The organism is Delftia sp. GW456-R20 (genome assembly GCF_001622915.1).
GTDB classification, from domain to species: Bacteria; Pseudomonadota; Gammaproteobacteria; order Burkholderiales; family Burkholderiaceae_C; genus Comamonas; species Comamonas acidovorans.
In genome coordinates this window covers 3,291,312-3,307,145 of the sequence record NZ_LWCN01000004.1, presented here as the reverse complement: position 1 = coordinate 3,307,145, position 15,834 = coordinate 3,291,312, and the positions used below count along the sequence as shown (strand labels likewise).

12 protein-coding genes and 1 pseudogene are annotated in these 15,834 nt (G+C 69.4%); 8 read left to right on the top strand and 5 right to left on the bottom strand.

Annotation, left to right across the window (positions count from 1 at the left end; genetic code table 11):
- Positions 1-3: 3 nt before the first annotated feature.
- Positions 4-1,662: a phenylacetic acid degradation protein PaaN gene (gene paaN / locus A4F85_RS20090; protein WP_063327544.1), complete on the bottom strand. Its 1,659-nt coding sequence runs from the start codon at positions 1,660-1,662 to the stop codon at positions 4-6.
- Positions 1,663-1,810: 148 nt separating this feature from the next.
- Between paaN and paaK the strand changes: the two genes are divergently transcribed.
- From paaK to paaE, 6 genes and pseudogenes are all read left to right on the top strand, one after another.
- Positions 1,811-3,130 carry a phenylacetate--CoA ligase PaaK gene (gene paaK, locus A4F85_RS20085; RefSeq protein ID WP_063327543.1) on the top strand — a complete coding sequence of 440 codons (1,320 nt, stop codon included), beginning with the start codon at positions 1,811-1,813 and terminating at the stop codon, positions 3,128-3,130.
- Positions 3,131-3,175: 45 nt separating this feature from the next.
- The gene (gene paaA / locus A4F85_RS20080) at positions 3,176-4,198 is read left to right on the top strand and encodes a 1,2-phenylacetyl-CoA epoxidase subunit PaaA (protein WP_012202742.1); all 1,023 of its coding nucleotides are present in this window, start codon (positions 3,176-3,178) and stop codon (positions 4,196-4,198) included.
- Positions 4,195-4,500 carry a 1,2-phenylacetyl-CoA epoxidase subunit PaaB gene (gene paaB / locus A4F85_RS20075; RefSeq protein ID WP_012202743.1) on the top strand — a complete coding sequence of 102 codons (306 nt, stop codon included), beginning with the start codon at positions 4,195-4,197 and terminating at the stop codon, positions 4,498-4,500. Before paaA ends, paaB begins: the two co-directional genes overlap by 4 nt.
- A gap of 13 nt (positions 4,501-4,513) precedes the next feature.
- Positions 4,514-5,296 (top strand): 1,2-phenylacetyl-CoA epoxidase subunit PaaC, encoded by a 783-nt coding sequence (paaC, locus tag A4F85_RS20070; RefSeq protein WP_063327542.1) that lies wholly within the window; start codon positions 4,514-4,516, stop codon positions 5,294-5,296.
- On the top strand, positions 5,296-5,865 hold the full coding sequence (paaD, locus tag A4F85_RS20065) for a 1,2-phenylacetyl-CoA epoxidase subunit PaaD (RefSeq protein WP_063327541.1): 570 nt from the start codon (positions 5,296-5,298) through the stop codon (positions 5,863-5,865). The genes paaC and paaD overlap by 1 nt, the downstream gene beginning before the upstream one ends.
- Positions 5,862-6,961, top strand: a pseudogene (paaE, locus tag A4F85_RS20060) (1,2-phenylacetyl-CoA epoxidase subunit PaaE). The gene paaD and the pseudogene paaE overlap by 4 nt, the downstream one beginning before the upstream one ends.
- A 30-nt stretch (positions 6,962-6,991) precedes the next feature.
- Here the strand turns inward: paaE and A4F85_RS20055 are convergent.
- The 4 genes from A4F85_RS20055 to A4F85_RS20040 form a co-directional block, all read right to left on the bottom strand.
- Complete coding sequence (locus tag A4F85_RS20055; protein WP_063327540.1) at positions 6,992-8,446, bottom strand: SulP family inorganic anion transporter; 1,455 nt, start codon at positions 8,444-8,446, stop codon at positions 6,992-6,994.
- Positions 8,447-8,774: 328 nt separating this feature from the next.
- Positions 8,775-9,272, bottom strand: a complete 498-nt coding sequence (locus tag A4F85_RS20050; protein WP_043790915.1) for a hypothetical protein — start codon at positions 9,270-9,272, stop codon at positions 8,775-8,777.
- A gap of 86 nt (positions 9,273-9,358) precedes the next feature.
- Entirely contained in the window at positions 9,359-9,928 is a 570-nt protein-coding gene (gene ssb / locus A4F85_RS20045) for a single-stranded DNA-binding protein (RefSeq protein WP_013804622.1), read from the bottom strand.
- Between the two features lie 160 nt (positions 9,929-10,088).
- A complete protein-coding gene (locus A4F85_RS20040; protein WP_043796511.1) occupies positions 10,089-11,264 on the bottom strand; it encodes an MFS transporter in 1,176 nt (391 codons plus the stop codon).
- A gap of 273 nt (positions 11,265-11,537) precedes the next feature.
- Between A4F85_RS20040 and uvrA the strand changes: the two genes are divergently transcribed.
- The gene (uvrA, locus tag A4F85_RS20035; protein WP_063327539.1) at positions 11,538-14,651 is read left to right on the top strand and encodes an excinuclease ABC subunit UvrA; all 3,114 of its coding nucleotides are present in this window, start codon (positions 11,538-11,540) and stop codon (positions 14,649-14,651) included.
- Between the two features lie 8 nt (positions 14,652-14,659).
- Positions 14,660-15,814 (top strand): NAD(P)/FAD-dependent oxidoreductase, encoded by a 1,155-nt coding sequence (locus A4F85_RS20030; protein ID WP_063327538.1) that lies wholly within the window; start codon positions 14,660-14,662, stop codon positions 15,812-15,814.
- Positions 15,815-15,834: the final 20 nt, after the last annotated feature.

Genomic DNA, 15,834 nt, shown 5'->3' with positions numbered 1-15,834 from the left:
CCCTCACCACCTGCGCTGCACGACCACGAAGCGGTCTGCCACGAAGGCCAGCGTGGTGTAGCTGGCATTGGCCGCGGGATTGCCGCCCGTGGCGTGGAAGTCCGAGAAGCCTGCCGACTGGTTGACCATCACGCCCTGCGTGAGGTTGATGGACAGGGCCACGCGCGAGCGCAGCGCCGAGGCCGCCACGGCATCGACAAAGGCCGCATTCGTGGAGTACAGGCCCAGCGTCATCGCGCCATGCGCGCGCACGCTGCGCTCGGCCAGCTCGCGCGCGGCCTGGGCCGAGGGCACGGCCACCAGGTAGGAGACCGGGCCGAAGCATTCGCGCTCGTAGATGGCGGCGTCCGCCACGTCCAGCGCGCGCAGCGCGGGCGTGCGCACCTCGGCCTGCGGGTACTCGGGATGGGTGAGCTTTTGCGAGGCGCGCACGGCGCGGCCCACGGTGGCGGCCTGTTCCACGCGCTCCACGGTCTGCGCAGAGCCTATGGTGCCCAGCACGGTGAAGGCCACCTTGGGATCGGCCAGCAACTGGTCGATGGCGGCGGCCAGATCGGCGCCGACCTGCTCGAAGCTCTTGTGGCCCTGGTCAGTCTCTATGCCGCCAGCCGGAATCAGCAGGTTCTGCGTGGTGGTGCACATCTGGCCGCTGTACAGCGACAGTGACAGGGCCAGATTGCGCAGCATGCCTGCGTAGGCATCGGTGGACTCGATCACCACCAGGTTCACGCCGGCCATCTCGGCATACAGGCGTGCCTGCGGCGCGTTGGACTGCAGCCACTGGCCGAAGGCATTGCCGCCCGTGAAGTCGATGGAGGCCACGGCCGCGTGCGTGGCCAGGGCCTGGGTCAATTCGGGCTTGTCGCTCACGGCCAGGGTCACGAGGTTGGGGTCCAGGCCCTGTTCTGTCAGCACATCGCGCAGCACGCTCACGGTGAGCGCGGCCGGCAGCACGGCGTTGGGGTGGGGCTTGACGATCACGGGGTTGCCCGTGGCCAGCGCGGCGAACAGGCCCGGGTAGGTGTTCCAGGTCGGGAAGGTGGCGCAGCCGATGACCAGGGCCACGCCACGCCCCACGACCTCGAAGCGCTTGTGCAGCACAGCGGGCGCATGCTTGCCCTGGGGCTTTTCCCAGACGGCCTCGGCAGGCACGTCGGCCATGGCCTTCCAGGCCACGGCAATGGCTTCCAGGGCGCGGTCCTGGGCATGGGGGCCGCCGGCCTGGAAGGCCATCATCGCGCCCTGGCCCGTGGTCAGCATCACGGCATGCGCGATCTCGAAGCTGCGCTGGTGGATGCGCGTCAGCGCCTCCAGCAGCACGCCGGTGCGGCCCTGGGGGCCCAGCGCCTGCCATGCAGGCTCGGCCGCCTGGGCGGCATCCACCAGCGCCTGGGCATCGCACTCGGGGTAGCGGATGTCCAGGGCCACGCCATAGGGCGATTGCTCGGTGGCCACGCGGGCGCGTTCACCGGGCTGCTGCAGCGGATAGTCCTTGCCGAACAGCGCCTGCACGGCGGCGTGGCCCTGGGCCTGCGCGGTCTCGCCATACATCTTGGGCGAGGGCGCCTCGGGGAAGGGCGACCAGTGGCCCCGGCGGGACAGGGCCTGCAGCGCGTCGTCGAGCAGGGGGCGGTGGCGTTCGTAGAGGGCGTGGGCGGGCATGGGATGTCTCCTGGGTTGGAATGTGGCGTCGCTATCAGGGTTAGTACCGGACAACAAGCCTTGTTGCTCAAGAAAGCTGCATCTTATAATCCTACCGTCCGGTCGGTCAATTATTCTGAACCCCTTGCCTCACGACGCCAGAACCCCGATGAACAAAGACCTGCGCCCCGCCCCCGGCGAACTCGACCCCATCGAAACCGCCAGCCGCGACGAGATCGCCTCGCTGCAGCTGCAGCGCCTGCGCTGGTCGCTGCAGCATGCCTACGACCATGTGCCGCACTACCGCCGCGCCTTCGACGAGAAGGGCGTGCATCCGTCCGACCTGCGCACGCTGTCCGACCTGGCCCGCTTTCCCTTCACCACCAAGAAGGACCTGCGCGAGAACTACCCGTTCGGCATGTTCGCCGTGCCGCGCCAGAAGGTGGCGCGCGTGCATGCCTCCTCGGGCACCACGGGCAAGCCCACGGTCGTGGGCTACACGTTGAATGACATCGACAACTGGGCGAACCTGGTGGCGCGCTCCATCCGCGCGGCGGGCGGGCGGCCCGGCGACATGGTGCATGTGGCCTATGGCTACGGCCTGTTCACGGGCGGCCTGGGCGCGCACTACGGCGCCGAGCGCGCGGGCTGCACCGTGGTGCCCATGTCGGGCGGGCAGACCGAAAAGCAGGTGCAGCTGATTCAGGATTTCCGGCCCGACATCATCATGGTCACGCCCAGCTACATGCAGGTGATCGTGGAGGAGATGCAGCGCCAGGGGATGGACCCGCGCGAGAGCTCCTTGAAGATCGGCATCTTCGGCGCCGAGCCCTGGACCGAGGCCATGCGCCGCGAGATCGAGGGCAAGGCGGGGCTGGATGCCGTGGACATCTACGGCCTGTCGGAGGTCATGGGCCCGGGCGTGGCCAGCGAATGCGTGGAGAGCAAGGACGGGCCGGTGATCTGGGAAGACCATTTCTACCCCGAGATCATCGACCCCGACACGGGCGAGGTGCTGCCCGACGGCAGCGAGGGCGAGCTGGTCTTCACGTCGTTGAGCAAGGAAGCGATGCCCATCATTCGTTACCGCACGCGGGACCTGACGAGGCTGCTGGCGCCGACCTCGCGCAGCTTCCGGCGCATGGGCAAGATCGTGGGTCGCAGCGACGACATGATGATCATCCGCGGCGTCAACGTCTTTCCGACCCAGATCGAGGAAATCGTGCTGGCCAATGCCAGCCTCACGGGCCTGTACCAGATGCACATCAGCCGTGAAGGCCTGCTGGACACCGTCGAGGTGCACTGCGAGCTGCAGCCGCAGCGGCGCGGCCTGGGCGATGCCGAGCGCGGCGAGATCGCGCAGTGGGTGCAGCAGCGCATCAAGACCCTGGTGGGCATTTCCACGGCGGTGCGCGTCTTCGATCCCGACACCATCGAGCGCACGCAGACCGGCAAGGCCCGGCGCGTGTACGACAAGCGGCCGCGCTGAGGCACCGCCGGCCGTCGTCAACCATTTCATTCAAGGAGATCGCACATGTATACCCAGGCCATGGACACCATGGGCAAGGAAGCGGGCGATGGCGGCAAGGCCGTGCGCTCGGCCGACGAAATGCGCCTGCAGCAGCGCTTCGACGAGCGCATCGATGCCGGCGAATTCATCGAGGCCAAGGACTGGATGCCCGACAACTACCGCAAGACGCTGCTGCGCCAGATCAGCCAGCACGCGCACAGCGAGATCGTCGGCATGCTGCCCGAGGGCAACTGGATCAGCCGCGCGCCCACCCTCAAGCGCAAGGCCATCCTGCTGGCCAAGGTGCAGGACGAGGGCGGCCATGGCCTGTACCTCTACGCGGCCGCCGAGACGCTGGGCAGCAGCCGCGACCAGATGCTGCACGCGCTGCACACGGGCAAGGCCAAGTACAGCTCCATCTTCAACTACCCCACGCTGACCTGGGCCGACATGGGCACCATCGGCTGGCTGGTGGATGGCGCGGCCATCATGAACCAGGTGCCCATCTGCCGCTGCTCCTATGCGCCCTATGCGCGCGCCATGGTGCGCATCTGCCGCGAGGAGAGCTTTCACCAGCGCCAGGGCTACGAGGCGCTGCTGACCATGATGCAGCAGGGCACCGAGGCGCAGAAGGCCATGGTGCAGGACGCCGTCAACCGCTGGTGGTGGCCGTCCATCATGATGTTCGGCCCGCCCGACGACCAGTCGCCCAACAGCGCGCAGTCCATGCGCTGGGGCATCAAGCGCATCTCCAACGACGCGCTGCGCCAGAAGTTCATCGACGCCACGGTGGACCAGGCCAAGGTGCTGGGCGTGACCCTGCCCGACCCCGACCTGAAATGGAACGAGGCCCGCCAGGCCCATGACCATGGCCCCATCGACTGGGACGAGTTCTGGCGCGTGATCGCCGGAGACGGCCCCTGCAACCGCGAGCGCCTGGGCGCACGCGTCAAGGCCTGGGACGAAGGCGCCTGGGTGCGCGAGGCCGCCCTGGCCCATGCCCGCAAGCAGACACAGAGAAACCAGACCCGCAAGGAGGCCGCATGACCGCCGTCGAACAGAACATCACCAACGAATGGCCGCTGTGGGAAGTCTTCGTCCGCAGCAAGGCCGGCCTGGACCACAAGCACTGCGGCAGCCTGCATGCGGCCGACCCGCAGATGGCGCTGCAGATGGCGCGCGATGTCTACACGCGGCGCCAGGAGGGCGTGAGCGTCTGGGTGGTGCGCTCGGACCAGATCGTGGCCAGCGACCCCGGTGATAAAGACATGTTCTTCGATCCCGCCCAGGACAAGGTCTACCGCCATCCGACCTTCTACCAGCTGCCGCCCTCGGTGGACCACATGTGAGCGGGGAGCTGCCATGAACGCCTCCGCCTCCTCCATCGCCATCGACGCCCAGCCCGAGGTGCAGTACCTGCTGCGCCTGGGCGATACCTGCCTGATCCTGGCCCAGCGCCTGGGCCAGTGGTGCGGCCACGCGCCCATCCTCGAAGAAGACATCGCCATGACCAACATGGCGCTGGACCTGGTCGGCCAGGCTCGATCCCTGCTGACCCGCGCCGGCCAGCTTGAAGGCCGCGCGCACGACGAGGACCAGTTGGCCTTTCTGCGCGACGAGCGCGACTACTTCAACGCCACGCTGGCCGAGCTGCCGCGCGGCGACTTCGCCTTCACCGTGCTGCGCAACGCCATGGCCGCCACCTGGCTGCGCCTGATGTGGGAGCGCCTGGTGCACTCCAGCGATGCCGAGCTGGCCGCCATTGCTGGCAAGGCGCTCAAGGAGGCGCGCTACCACGAGCAGCACGCGGGCGACTGGGTGGTGCGCCTGGGCGACGGCACCGAGGAATCGCGCCAGCGCATAGAGGCGGCGCTGGCCCAGCTGTGGCGCTATGCGGCCGAGCTGTTCACCGACGACGCCACGGACGCCGCCGCGCGCGCCAGCGGCCTGGGCCCGGCCTGGTCCGAGCTGCGCGAACCCTGGCAGGCCGAAATGGCCGCCCTGCTGCAGGAGGCCACGCTGGACATGCCGGCCGAATCCGCCTTCCGCAGCACGGGCCGCAACGGCGTGCACAGCGAGCATATGGGCTTCATCCTGGCCGAGATGCAGCACCTGCAGCGCGCCTATCCGGGCGGGGTGTGGTGATGGCTGCCGCACGGCTGGTGGCCGTCACATCCGCCTCGGCCGAGCGCGAGCGCCTGGCCTGGGCCGCGCTGCAGGACGTGCCTGATCCCGAGGTGCCCGTGATCTCGGTCTGCGAGCTGGGCATCGTGCGCGAGGTCCATGCCCTGCCCGAAGGCCAGGGCATGGAGATCGTGCTCACGCCCACCTACTCGGGCTGCCCCGCCACCGAGGTCATCGAGCGCAGCGTGCTCGATGCCATCGAGGCCGCAGGCCTGGGCCCCGCGCGCGCCGTGCTGCGCCGCGCCCCGGCCTGGACCACGGACTGGATCAGCGACGACGGCCGGCGCAAGCTGCGCGAGTACGGCATCGCGCCCCCCGGGCGCTGCGGCGACTCCGGCCTGCCGGAGGGCACTTCGCCCATTCGCCTGGTGCGCCGCCGCCAGGGCATTGCCGTGCCCGAGCCCGTTGCCTGCCCGCACTGCGGCAGCGTGCACACCGAGCGGCTTTCGGCCTTTGGCGCCACGGCCTGCAAGGCCCTGCACCGTTGCCTGGACTGCCGCGAACCCTTCGAACACTTCAAGCCGATATGACCACGACCACGATGTTCCACCCGCTGCGCGTGCGCAGCATTGCGCCCGACACGGCCGAGGCCGTGGTCGTCTCCTTCGATGTGCCCCCCGCGCTGCGCGAGGTCTTCGGCTTCACCCAGGGCCAGTACCTCACCCTGCGCCACCAGATCGACGGCCAGGACCTGCGCCGCAGCTACTCCATCTGCGCAGGCGTGGATGACGGCGAGCTGCGCGTGGGTGTGCGCAAGGTGCGCGGTGGCCAGTTCTCCAACTGGATCAACGAGCATCTGCGCCCCGGCGACACGCTGCAGGTCATGGCTCCTCAGGGCCGCTTCTTCGTGCCCATCGAGCCCGGGGCCGCGCGCCACCATGTGGGCATCGCCGGCGGCAGCGGCATCACGCCCATCCTGTCCATCATGAAGACCGTGCTGGCGCGCGAGCCCGCCAGCCGCTTCACGCTGATCTACGGCAACCGCCAGCTGCAGTCCACGATGTTCAAGGAGGAGATCGAGGACCTCAAGAACCGCTACATGTCGCGGCTGTCGCTGCAGCATGTGTTCTCGGACGAACACACCGACCTGCCGCTGAACATGGGCGTGATGGACCGCAGCAAGATCGCCGAATTCCTGCAGGGCGTGGTGCCGGCCGCGCACATCGACCATGTCTACATCTGTGGCCCCCTTCCAGATGAACGACGAGGCCGAGGCCGCCCTGCTGGCCGCCGGCGTGGCCGAGGAACGCATCCACATCGAGCGCTTCGGCGTGGCCCTGCCGGCCGCAGGCCAGGGCACGGTGGGCGCCGTGGTGCACGAAGCCCAGCCTGGCGACGCCGCCACCGCCCGCATCACCCTGGTGCGCGACGGCCTCTCGCGCGAGATCCCCCTTCACGCGCGGCCAGGCGAGCATCCTGGATGCGGCCTCCTCGGCCGGGCTGGAAGTGCCCTATTCCTGCACCTCGGGCGTCTGCGGCACCTGCCGCGCCAAGGTGGTCGAGGGCGAGGTGCGCATGGAGCGCAACTTCGCCCTCGACAAGAATGAGGTCGCCTGCGGCTTCGTGCTGACCTGCCAGGCGCATCCGCTGACCGAGCGTGTGGTGCTGTCGTTCGATGAGCGTTGAGGGCCGTCCCGCCCGGGGACGGCCGCGGGCCTACTCGATGCCGATATCCAGCCGCGACACCAGTGCCCGGCCGTGTTCGTTCAGGCCCGTCACCTCGACCGTGCTGCCGTGCTTGCGCAGGCGCTGGCAGACCTTGTCCAGCGCATTGACGGCCGTGATGTCCCAGAAATGGGCGTTGGTCAGTTCGATGCGCACCGGCCGGCCTTCGATGTCCCGCACGTCGAAGGCATCGACCAGCAGGTCGGCCGATGCAAAGAAGACCTGGCCCGAGACCCGGTAGGTCAGGCCTGCGCCGTCCTCCGTCTTCTCGACGGACAGCAGCCTTGAGACCTTGAAGGTGAAGAACACCCCGCTGAGCAGCACGCCGACGCCCACGCCGGCGGCCAGGTTGTCCGTGGCCACGGTGACCACCACGGTGGCCAGCATCACGGCACTGGACAGCTTGGGATGCGTGAGCAGGGCGCGGGCCGATCCCCAGTCCAGCGTGGAGGCCGACACCATCACCATGATGGCCACCAGCGCCGCCACCGGCACCTGCGACACCCAGGGCTTGAGCAGCACCATCAGGATGAGCAGGAAGGCGCCCGCGAACAGCGTGGACAGCCGGCCCCGGCCGCCGTAGCGCACATTGCCCACGGTCTGGCCGATCATGGCGCAGCCGGCAATGCCGCCGAACAGGCTGGCCGCGATGTTGGCCACGCCGATGCCGCTGCACTCGCGGTTCTTGGAGCTGGGCGTGTCCGTGAGTTCATCGACCACGCTGGCCGTCATCATGGACTCCAGCAATCCCACCATGGCGATCGCCAGCGCGGGCAGGGCGATCAGGCGCAGCGTCTCCAGCGACCAAGGCACCTGCGGCAGCCCGAAGCTGGGCAGGCCGTCCGGCAGCAGGCCCAGGTCGGCGACCGTCTTCAGGGGCAGGTCCAGCCAATTCGCCGCCACCGTCAGCACCACGATGCAGACCAGGGGCGAGGGCACGGCCGTGGTCAGCCGGGGCAGGCCGTAGATGATCAGCAGGCCGGCGCCCACCATGGCCCAGGTGGCGGCATTGGCGCCGATCAGGTGCGGCATCTGGGCCGAGAAGATCAGGATGGCCAGCGCATTGACGAAGCCCGTGCGCACCGAGCCCGACACATAGCGCATCAGCACGCCCAGGCGCAGCACGCCGAACAGGATCTGCACGGCCCCCGCAAGAATGCCGGCCGCAAAAAGGTACTGCACGCCATGTGCATGCACCAGCGGAGCGGCCACCAGGGCGACCGAGCCCGCAGCCGCCGACACCATGGCCGGGCGCGCGCCGGTGAAGGCGATGACGATGCTGATGATGAAGGAGGCGAACAGGCCGACGGCGGGATCGACGCCAGCCACGAAGGAGAAGGCGATGACCTCGGGGATCAGCGCAAAGGTGGCCACGGCGCCGGCCATGAGCTCGCGCGGAATGCTGGGCGCCCACTCGGCGCGAAAGGGATGGGGGTGTTTCGACATGGAAATGGCCGGCCCCGTCGCGCTGGGTGTGGCAGGGCAGGGCAGGGCAGGATTTTGTAGACGGGAATGAACATGCCGGGCGTCGGGCGATGCCCGAAACCTGGCGGCTTGTACGGTTCGACCGTGCTACGGCGGCGCCAGGCGGGTGCAGCCCGAGCGCCGGCTCTGCGAGCCGCGCGCGATGCGGGCCAGCGTGAAGCTGTGAAGGCGTGCGGCATCGCGGCTGCGCGCTTGGCAAGCCTCGGGTTGACGGTGCCGGTGGACTGAAATCACGGGCGCGATTGTACGAGGGGGTGCTGCCTGCCGTGGGATGGACCCCTGGCCGCAATCAGTCGTAGTGCGCCATGGTGGCGCGGTAGCGCACAGGGCCTTGCTCGGCCGATGAGGCCTGCACCACTTCCACGTAGACGACTTGGCCCGAAGCCGCCGTGTACCTGGCATGGCGAACGCGCCGCCCCATGCCGTAGGAGGGGCCGGGCGTTTCGTCGTCCGCACTCCGGGAATAGCCTTTGCCGAGCAGGTAGGCATCGAAGGCGTGCGTGGCGGGGCCAATGCTTGCGAACTCCACGTCATAGGACACCAGGCCGTGTGGCGGCTTGTTGCCGTCGCCTACGGTGCCGAAGTACTCCGCCTTGCCCAGCGCGCCCACCAGCGGCGCATGGCGCACCAGGGACGAGATGCCGATGTAGTAGGTGAAGCTGCCGGGCTCGGGCGTGTAGTCCTCCTGCGAGATCAGGCACAGGGCTGCAGCCAGCCAGCCGAACACGGCCAGCGGCAGGCACAGGACAAGACTCCACAACAGGGTTCTGGCACGCGGCAGGGGCATGGGATTTGTCGTCGGGCGCCTGGAAAAACAAAACCCGCTTTCCGGGGAAAGCGGGTCTGGATGCTCAAGAACCTTGATAGTCCGAATCAGAACGGAATGTCGTCATCCATGTCGTCAAAGCCCGAGGCTGCGCGCTGGGGCGGGGGTGCCATGGGTGCGGGAGCGGGGCGCTGGGGAGGGGCCTGGCGCGGTGCGGGCGCTGCCATGGGGGCAGGGGCCGGGCGGCGCTGTTGCTGCTGCTGGGGAGGGGCGTCGTAGCCGCTGTCGCCGTAGCCTTCATCGCCGTAGCCGCCGCCTTGCTGGCCACCGCCGCCGCCCTGGCGGCTGCCCAGCATCTGCATGCTGTCGGCACGGATTTCGGTGGCGTAGCGTTCCTGGCCGCTGGCCTGGTCGGTCCACTTGCGCGTGCGCAGGCTGCCTTCGACATAGACCTGGCTGCCCTTGCGCAGGTACTGGCCCACGATTTCGGCCAAACGGCCGTTGAAGACCACGCGGTGCCACTCGGTGGCTTCCTTGTTCTCGCCCGTGTTCTTGTCGCGCCAGCGGTCGGTGGTGGCGATGGTCACGTTGGCCACCTGATCGCCACTCGGGAAGGTGCGCATTTCGGGGTCGCGTCCGAGGTTGCCGACGATGATGACTTTGTTGACGGATGCCATGAGTGAAATACCTTTACATAGGGAAGTGGCCCGGGCATAGAGGGATGGATCCCGGGCCAGACGCGCCATTGTGCCGCAAGCCGTCCGCCGATGGCAGGGGGCGGATATCCCGTGGCAACCGCCGGTGGCGGCGGCTTGTAACCGTCTGAAAATCCGCCGTTCAGCCGTGGCGGCCCACGGGGCGCAGCGGCCAGGTGACGACCAGCCACAGCACGGCCAGGACGCTCGTCAGGGTGAACAGGCCCGGCATGCCGGCCCATTTGGCGACGGCGCCGCCCAGCGCGCCGCCTGCGAACAGGCCCAGCGATTGCAGCGTGTTGTAGGCGCCCAGCGCCGCGCCGCGCAGCGGGGCCGGGGCCATGCGAGAGACCAGGCTGGGCTGGGTGGCCTCCAGCGCGTTGAAGCCGCAGAAGAACACGAACATCAGCACGGCCATGGCCCACAGCGGCGGCTGCGCGCCGCCGGCCGCCAGCAGGCCCAGGCCGATCTGCACGAGGGTGATCAGGGCGATGGCGCCCAGCAGGGCCGCGCGCAGGCGCCCGCGCCGCTCCATGGCGAACAGGCCGCCCATGGCGGCGAAGGACAGCACCACGGCCGGCAGGTAGACATGCCAGTGCGCCTGCTTGTCCAGGCCCGCCTGCACCAGCATGGCGGGCACGGCCACCCACATGGACATCTGTACGGTGTGCAGCACGAACACGCCCAGGTTCAGCCGCACCAGGTCGCCATGGCGCCACAGCTCGGCCATGCGGCCGCGCGGCTGGTCGGCGTGGCGCGCGGGCTCGGGCGGGACGACCCAGAGCACGACGGCAATGCCCGCCAGCGCCAGGGCGCAGGTCAGGCCGAAGATGCCGGGCAGCCCGCCCCAGGCAGCCAGCAGGGGGCTGAGCACCAGGGCCAGCGCAAACATGAGTCCGATGCTGCCGCCCACCATGGCCATGGCCTTGGTTCGCACGCTGTCGCGCGTGAGGTCGGCCAGCAGCGCGGTCACGGCGGCGGAGACGGCGCCTGCGCCCTGCAGGCCCCGGCCCCACATCAGGCCCAGCAGCGAGTCGGCCGTGGCCGCCAGCAGGCTGCCCGCCGCAAAGACCAGCAGCCCGGCGACGATGACGCGCTTGCGCCCGAATCGGTCCGAAGCCAGGCCCAGGGGCAGCTGGAACACGGCCTGGGTGAGCCCGTACAGGCCCATAGCCAGGCCGATCATGGCCGGATCATCCCCGCCCGGGTACTTGCGCGCCTCCAGCGCGAACACCGGCAGCACCAGGAACAGGCCCAGCATGCGCAGCGCAAAGATCAGCGCCAGGCTGGCGCTGGATCGGCGTTCCTGCGGGGTCATGCGGCCCGATGCGGCCGAGGAGGGGGCTGGCGCCTGGGCGCCGTGGACGGGTGTGGGGGAATCGAGCACGGGGTGCACTGTTGTGGGGGCAAGCAATCCGCCATTCTCGCCCATAGGCCAGCGCTGCGGGGAGGCTGGGTTATGCAAGCCAGTGCAAGACAGTTTTGTGAATGGGCGCCGCAGAAGGCCCTGCCGCCCCGTAGACCGAGCCGCCATGCGGTGGCACGGGTTCTGACCTATCATGGCGGGTTCGCCTTCGCAGGGGTTTTCCCGATGCCTGGTTCCCACACGATTTCCGAAGACGGCGGCCTGGACCGGGCCGCCGACTCCCGCTCCCAGCCCGACGGCCGCTACCTTGGCCTGGCGCTGGCGCAGTCACGCATCGCCATCCGCGGTGCGCGCACGCACAACCTCAAGAACATCGACCTGGACATTCCGCGCAACCGGCTGGTGGTGATCACCGGGCTGTCGGGCTCGGGCAAGTCCAGCCTGGCCTTCGATACGCTGTATGCCGAGGGCCAGCGCCGCTATGTGGAGAGCCTGTCGGCCTATGCGCGCCAGTTCCTGGGGCGGCTGGACAAGCCCGATGTGGACCTGATCGAGGGCCTGTCGCCCGCCATCAGCATCGAGCAGAAGGCCACCAGCCACAACCCGCGCTCCACCGTGGGCACGGTGACCGAGATCAACGACTACCTGCGCCTGCTGTTCGCACGCGCCGGCACGCCCTACTGCCCCGACCACAACCTGCCGCTGCAGTCCCAGACCATCAGCCAGATGGTGGATGCGGCCCTGGCCCTGCCCGAGGACACGCGCCTCATGGTGCTGGGGCCGCTGGCGCGCAACAAGAAGGGCGAGTTCGCCGAGCTGTTCGCGCAGATGCAGGCCCAGGGCTATGTGCGCTTTCGCATCGACGGCAAGATCCACGAGTCCCATTCCCTGCCCGCGCTGGAGAAGAACGAGCGCCACGACATCGACGTGGTGATCGACCGCCTCAAGGTGCGCGCCGACGCCCAGCAGCGCCTGGCCGAGAGCTTCGAGGCCGCCCTGCGCGCGGGTGGCGCCGACGCCGGCGGCCGCGTGATCGCACTGGAGATGGACAGCGGCAAGGAACACCTCTTCAGCGCCAAGTTCGCCTGCCCGCTGTGCAGCTATTCGCTGCCCGAGCTGGAGCCGCGCCTGTTCTCGTTCAACTCGCCCATGGGCGCCTGCCCGGGCTGCGACGGCCTGGGCTGCACGGAGTCCTTCGACCCCGAGCGCGTGGTCGCCTTCCCCACGCTGAGCTTGGCCAGCGGCGCCGTCAAGGGCTGGGACCGGCGCAATGGCTACTACTTCTCCATGCTGGAGAGCGTGGCGCGCCACTATGGCACCGATGTGGAGCTGCCCTTCGAGGAGCTGCCCGAGAAGGTGCGCCATGTGGTGCTCTGGGGCTCGGGCGAAGAGGAAATGCCCTTCAGCTACGTCTTCGACAGCGGCGCGCGCAAGGGCGAGTCCATGGTCAAGAGCCATCCCTTCGAGGGCATCATCCCCAACATCACGCGGCGCTGGCGCGAGACCGAGTCCAGCGTGGTGCGCGACGATCTGGCGCGGCTGCGCAGCGTCGCCGTCTGCCCCGACTGCGGCGGCACGCGGCTGCGCCGCGAGGCGCGCTTCGTGCGCATCGGCGAGGGCGAGCAGGCCCGCGCCATCTACGAGGTGGGCCACGCCACGCTGGCCGAGGCCCATGCCTGGTGCGCGTCCCTGCAGCTGTCGGGCGCCAAGGCCGAGATCGCGGGCAAGGTGGTGCGCGAGATCGCCTCGCGCCTGCTGTTCCTCAACGACGTGGGCCTGAGCTACCTGAGCCTGGAGCGCGGCGCGGACACCCTGTCCGGTGGCGAGGCCCAGCGCATCCGCCTGGCCAGCCAGATCGGCAGCGGCCTGACGGGCGTGATGTATGTGCTGGACGAGCCCAGCATCGGATTGCACCAGCGCGACAACGACAAGCTCATCGGCACGCTGCAGCACCTGCGCGACATCGGCAACAGCGTCATCGTGGTCGAGCACGACGAGGACATGATGCGCGCGGCCGACCAGATCATCGACCTGGGGCCCGGCGCGGGCGTGCATGGCGGCCGCGTCATGGCCCAAGGCAGCTACGAAGAGGTGCGCGCCAACCCCGATTCACCCACGGGCCGCTACCTGGCGGGCACCCAGCGCATCGAAGTGCCTGCGCGGCGCACGCCCTGGCAACCCGTGCTGGAGGCAACGGCCGAGGGCGAGGCCCGGCCAGCGGCCAAGGGCTTCCCGGCCCGCGCCCAGCAGCCCCCGGCCAATCCCGACAACGCAACCGCGCCCGGCGCGCCGCAACTGCAGGCCCTGCGCGTGGTGGGTGCGCGCGGCCACAACCTCAAGGGCGTGACGGCGGACTTTCCCGTGGGCCTGCTGACCTGCGTGACCGGCGTCTCGGGCTCGGGCAAGAGCACCCTGGTCAACGACACGCTCTATACCGAGGCGGCGCGCCAGATCCACCGCGCCGGCGGCGAGGCCGCGCCGCACGACGACATCATCGGCATGGGCCATTTCGACAAGGTCATCAATGTGGACCAGTCGCCCATAGGCCGCACGCCGCGCAGCAACCCGGCCACCTACACGGGCCTGTTCACGCCCATCCGCGACCTGATGGCCGAGACCAACACCGCCAAGGAGCGCGGCTACGGCCCCGGGCGCTTCTCGTTCAACGTGGCCGGCGGCCGCTGCGAGGCCTGCCAGGGCGATGGCGTGGTCAAGGTGGAGATGCACTTCCTGCCCGATGTCTATGTGCCCTGCGACATCTGCAACGGCCAGCGCTACAACCGCGAGACGCTGGAGGTGCAGTGGAAGGGCCGCAACATCTCCCAGATCCTGGAGATGACGGTGGAGGACGCCCATGCCTTCTTCAAGGACGTGCCCACCATCGCCCGCAAGCTGCAGACCCTGCTGGACGTGGGCCTGTCCTATATCCGGCTGGGCCAGAGCGCGACCACGCTGTCGGGCGGCGAGGCGCAGCGCGTCAAGCTGGCCCAGGAACTGTCCAAGCGCGACACGGGGCGCACGCTCTACATCCTGGACGAGCCCACGACGGGCCTGCACTTCGCCGACATCGCCCTGCTGCTCAAAGTGCTGCAGCAGCTGCGCGATGCGGGCAACACCATCGTGGTCATCGAGCACAACCTGGACGTGATCAAGACGGCCGACTGGATCATCGACATGGGCCCCGAAGGCGGCTCGGGCGGCGGCCAGGTGGTGGCCACGGGCACGCCCGAGGACGTGGCGGCCAACCCGGCCAGCCATACGGGGCGCTATCTGCGGCCCTACCTGGAGGCAGCGTCGGCTCCCGCGCAGGCCAAGCCAGGCCGCAAGAACGCAAAGTGAGGCCGGCCATGGACAGCAGCATCCGTGATTTCGTGGTGGTGGGCGCGGGCATGGCCGGTGCCTCGGTCGCCTGGCAGCTGGCGCGCGATGGCGGCGCCTCGGTGCTGGTGCTGGAGCGCGAATCCCAGCCCGGCTACCACAGCACGGGCCGCTCGGCCGCGCTGTATGAGGAGCACTATGGCCCGCTGCAGGTCCAGGCGCTGACGCGCGCCAGCCGCGCCTTCTACGAGCAGCCGCCGCAAGGCTTTGTGCAGGCTCCCATCCTGGCGCCGCGCGGCGTGCTCTATGTGGGCACGGCCGCGCAGAAGGACCTGCTCGATGCTGCCCATGCCGAGGCGCTCCTGCACTCGCCCCAGGCGCGGCGCCTGGGCCCCGATGAACTCAAGGCCCTGGTGCCCTGCCTGAACACCACGCTGCTGGTCGATGGCTTTGCGGACGATGGCGCGCGCGACATCGACGTGCATGGCCTGCACCAGGGCTTCCTGCGCGGCCTGCGCCAGTGCGGTGGCGAGCTGCGCTGCAGCGCCGAGGTCCGTGCGCTGGCGCATGACGCAGGTGTCTGGACCGTGGACCTGGCCGACGGCAGCCAGGTGCGTACGCGCTGCGTGGTCAACGCGGCCGGTGCCTGGGCCGATGCGCTGGGCGCGCTGGCGAGCGCCGCACCCATCGGCCTGGTGCCCAAGCGGCGCAGTGCCTTCACCTTTGCCGTGCCCGAAGGCATGGATGCCGCGCACTGGCCCGCCGTGATCAGCGCCGACGAGGGCTTCTACTTCAAGCCCGATGCAGGCCAGCTGCTGGGCTCGCCCGCCAACGCCGACCCCGTGGCGCCGCAGGACGTGGCGCCCGAGGAACTGGACGTGGCCACGGGCATCTGGCGCATCGAGGAAGTGACCACGCTGCAGATCCGTCGGCCCTCCCACACCTGGGCCGGGCTGCGCAGCTTTGTGGCCGACGGCGAGATGGCCGTGGGCTGGGATGCCTCGCCTGCGCCGCTGCCGGGCTTTTTCTGGGTGGCCGCCCAGGGCGGCTACGGCATACAGAGCGCCTTCGGCTACAGCCTGCTGGCGCGCAACCTGCTGCGCGGGGAGCCGCTGGATGCGCGCCTGGCCGCGCAGGGCGTGCAGCCTGAACGGCTGTCGCCCGCGCGCTGCCAGCGCGGCTGAGGTTCGGCTGAAGCGTGCCG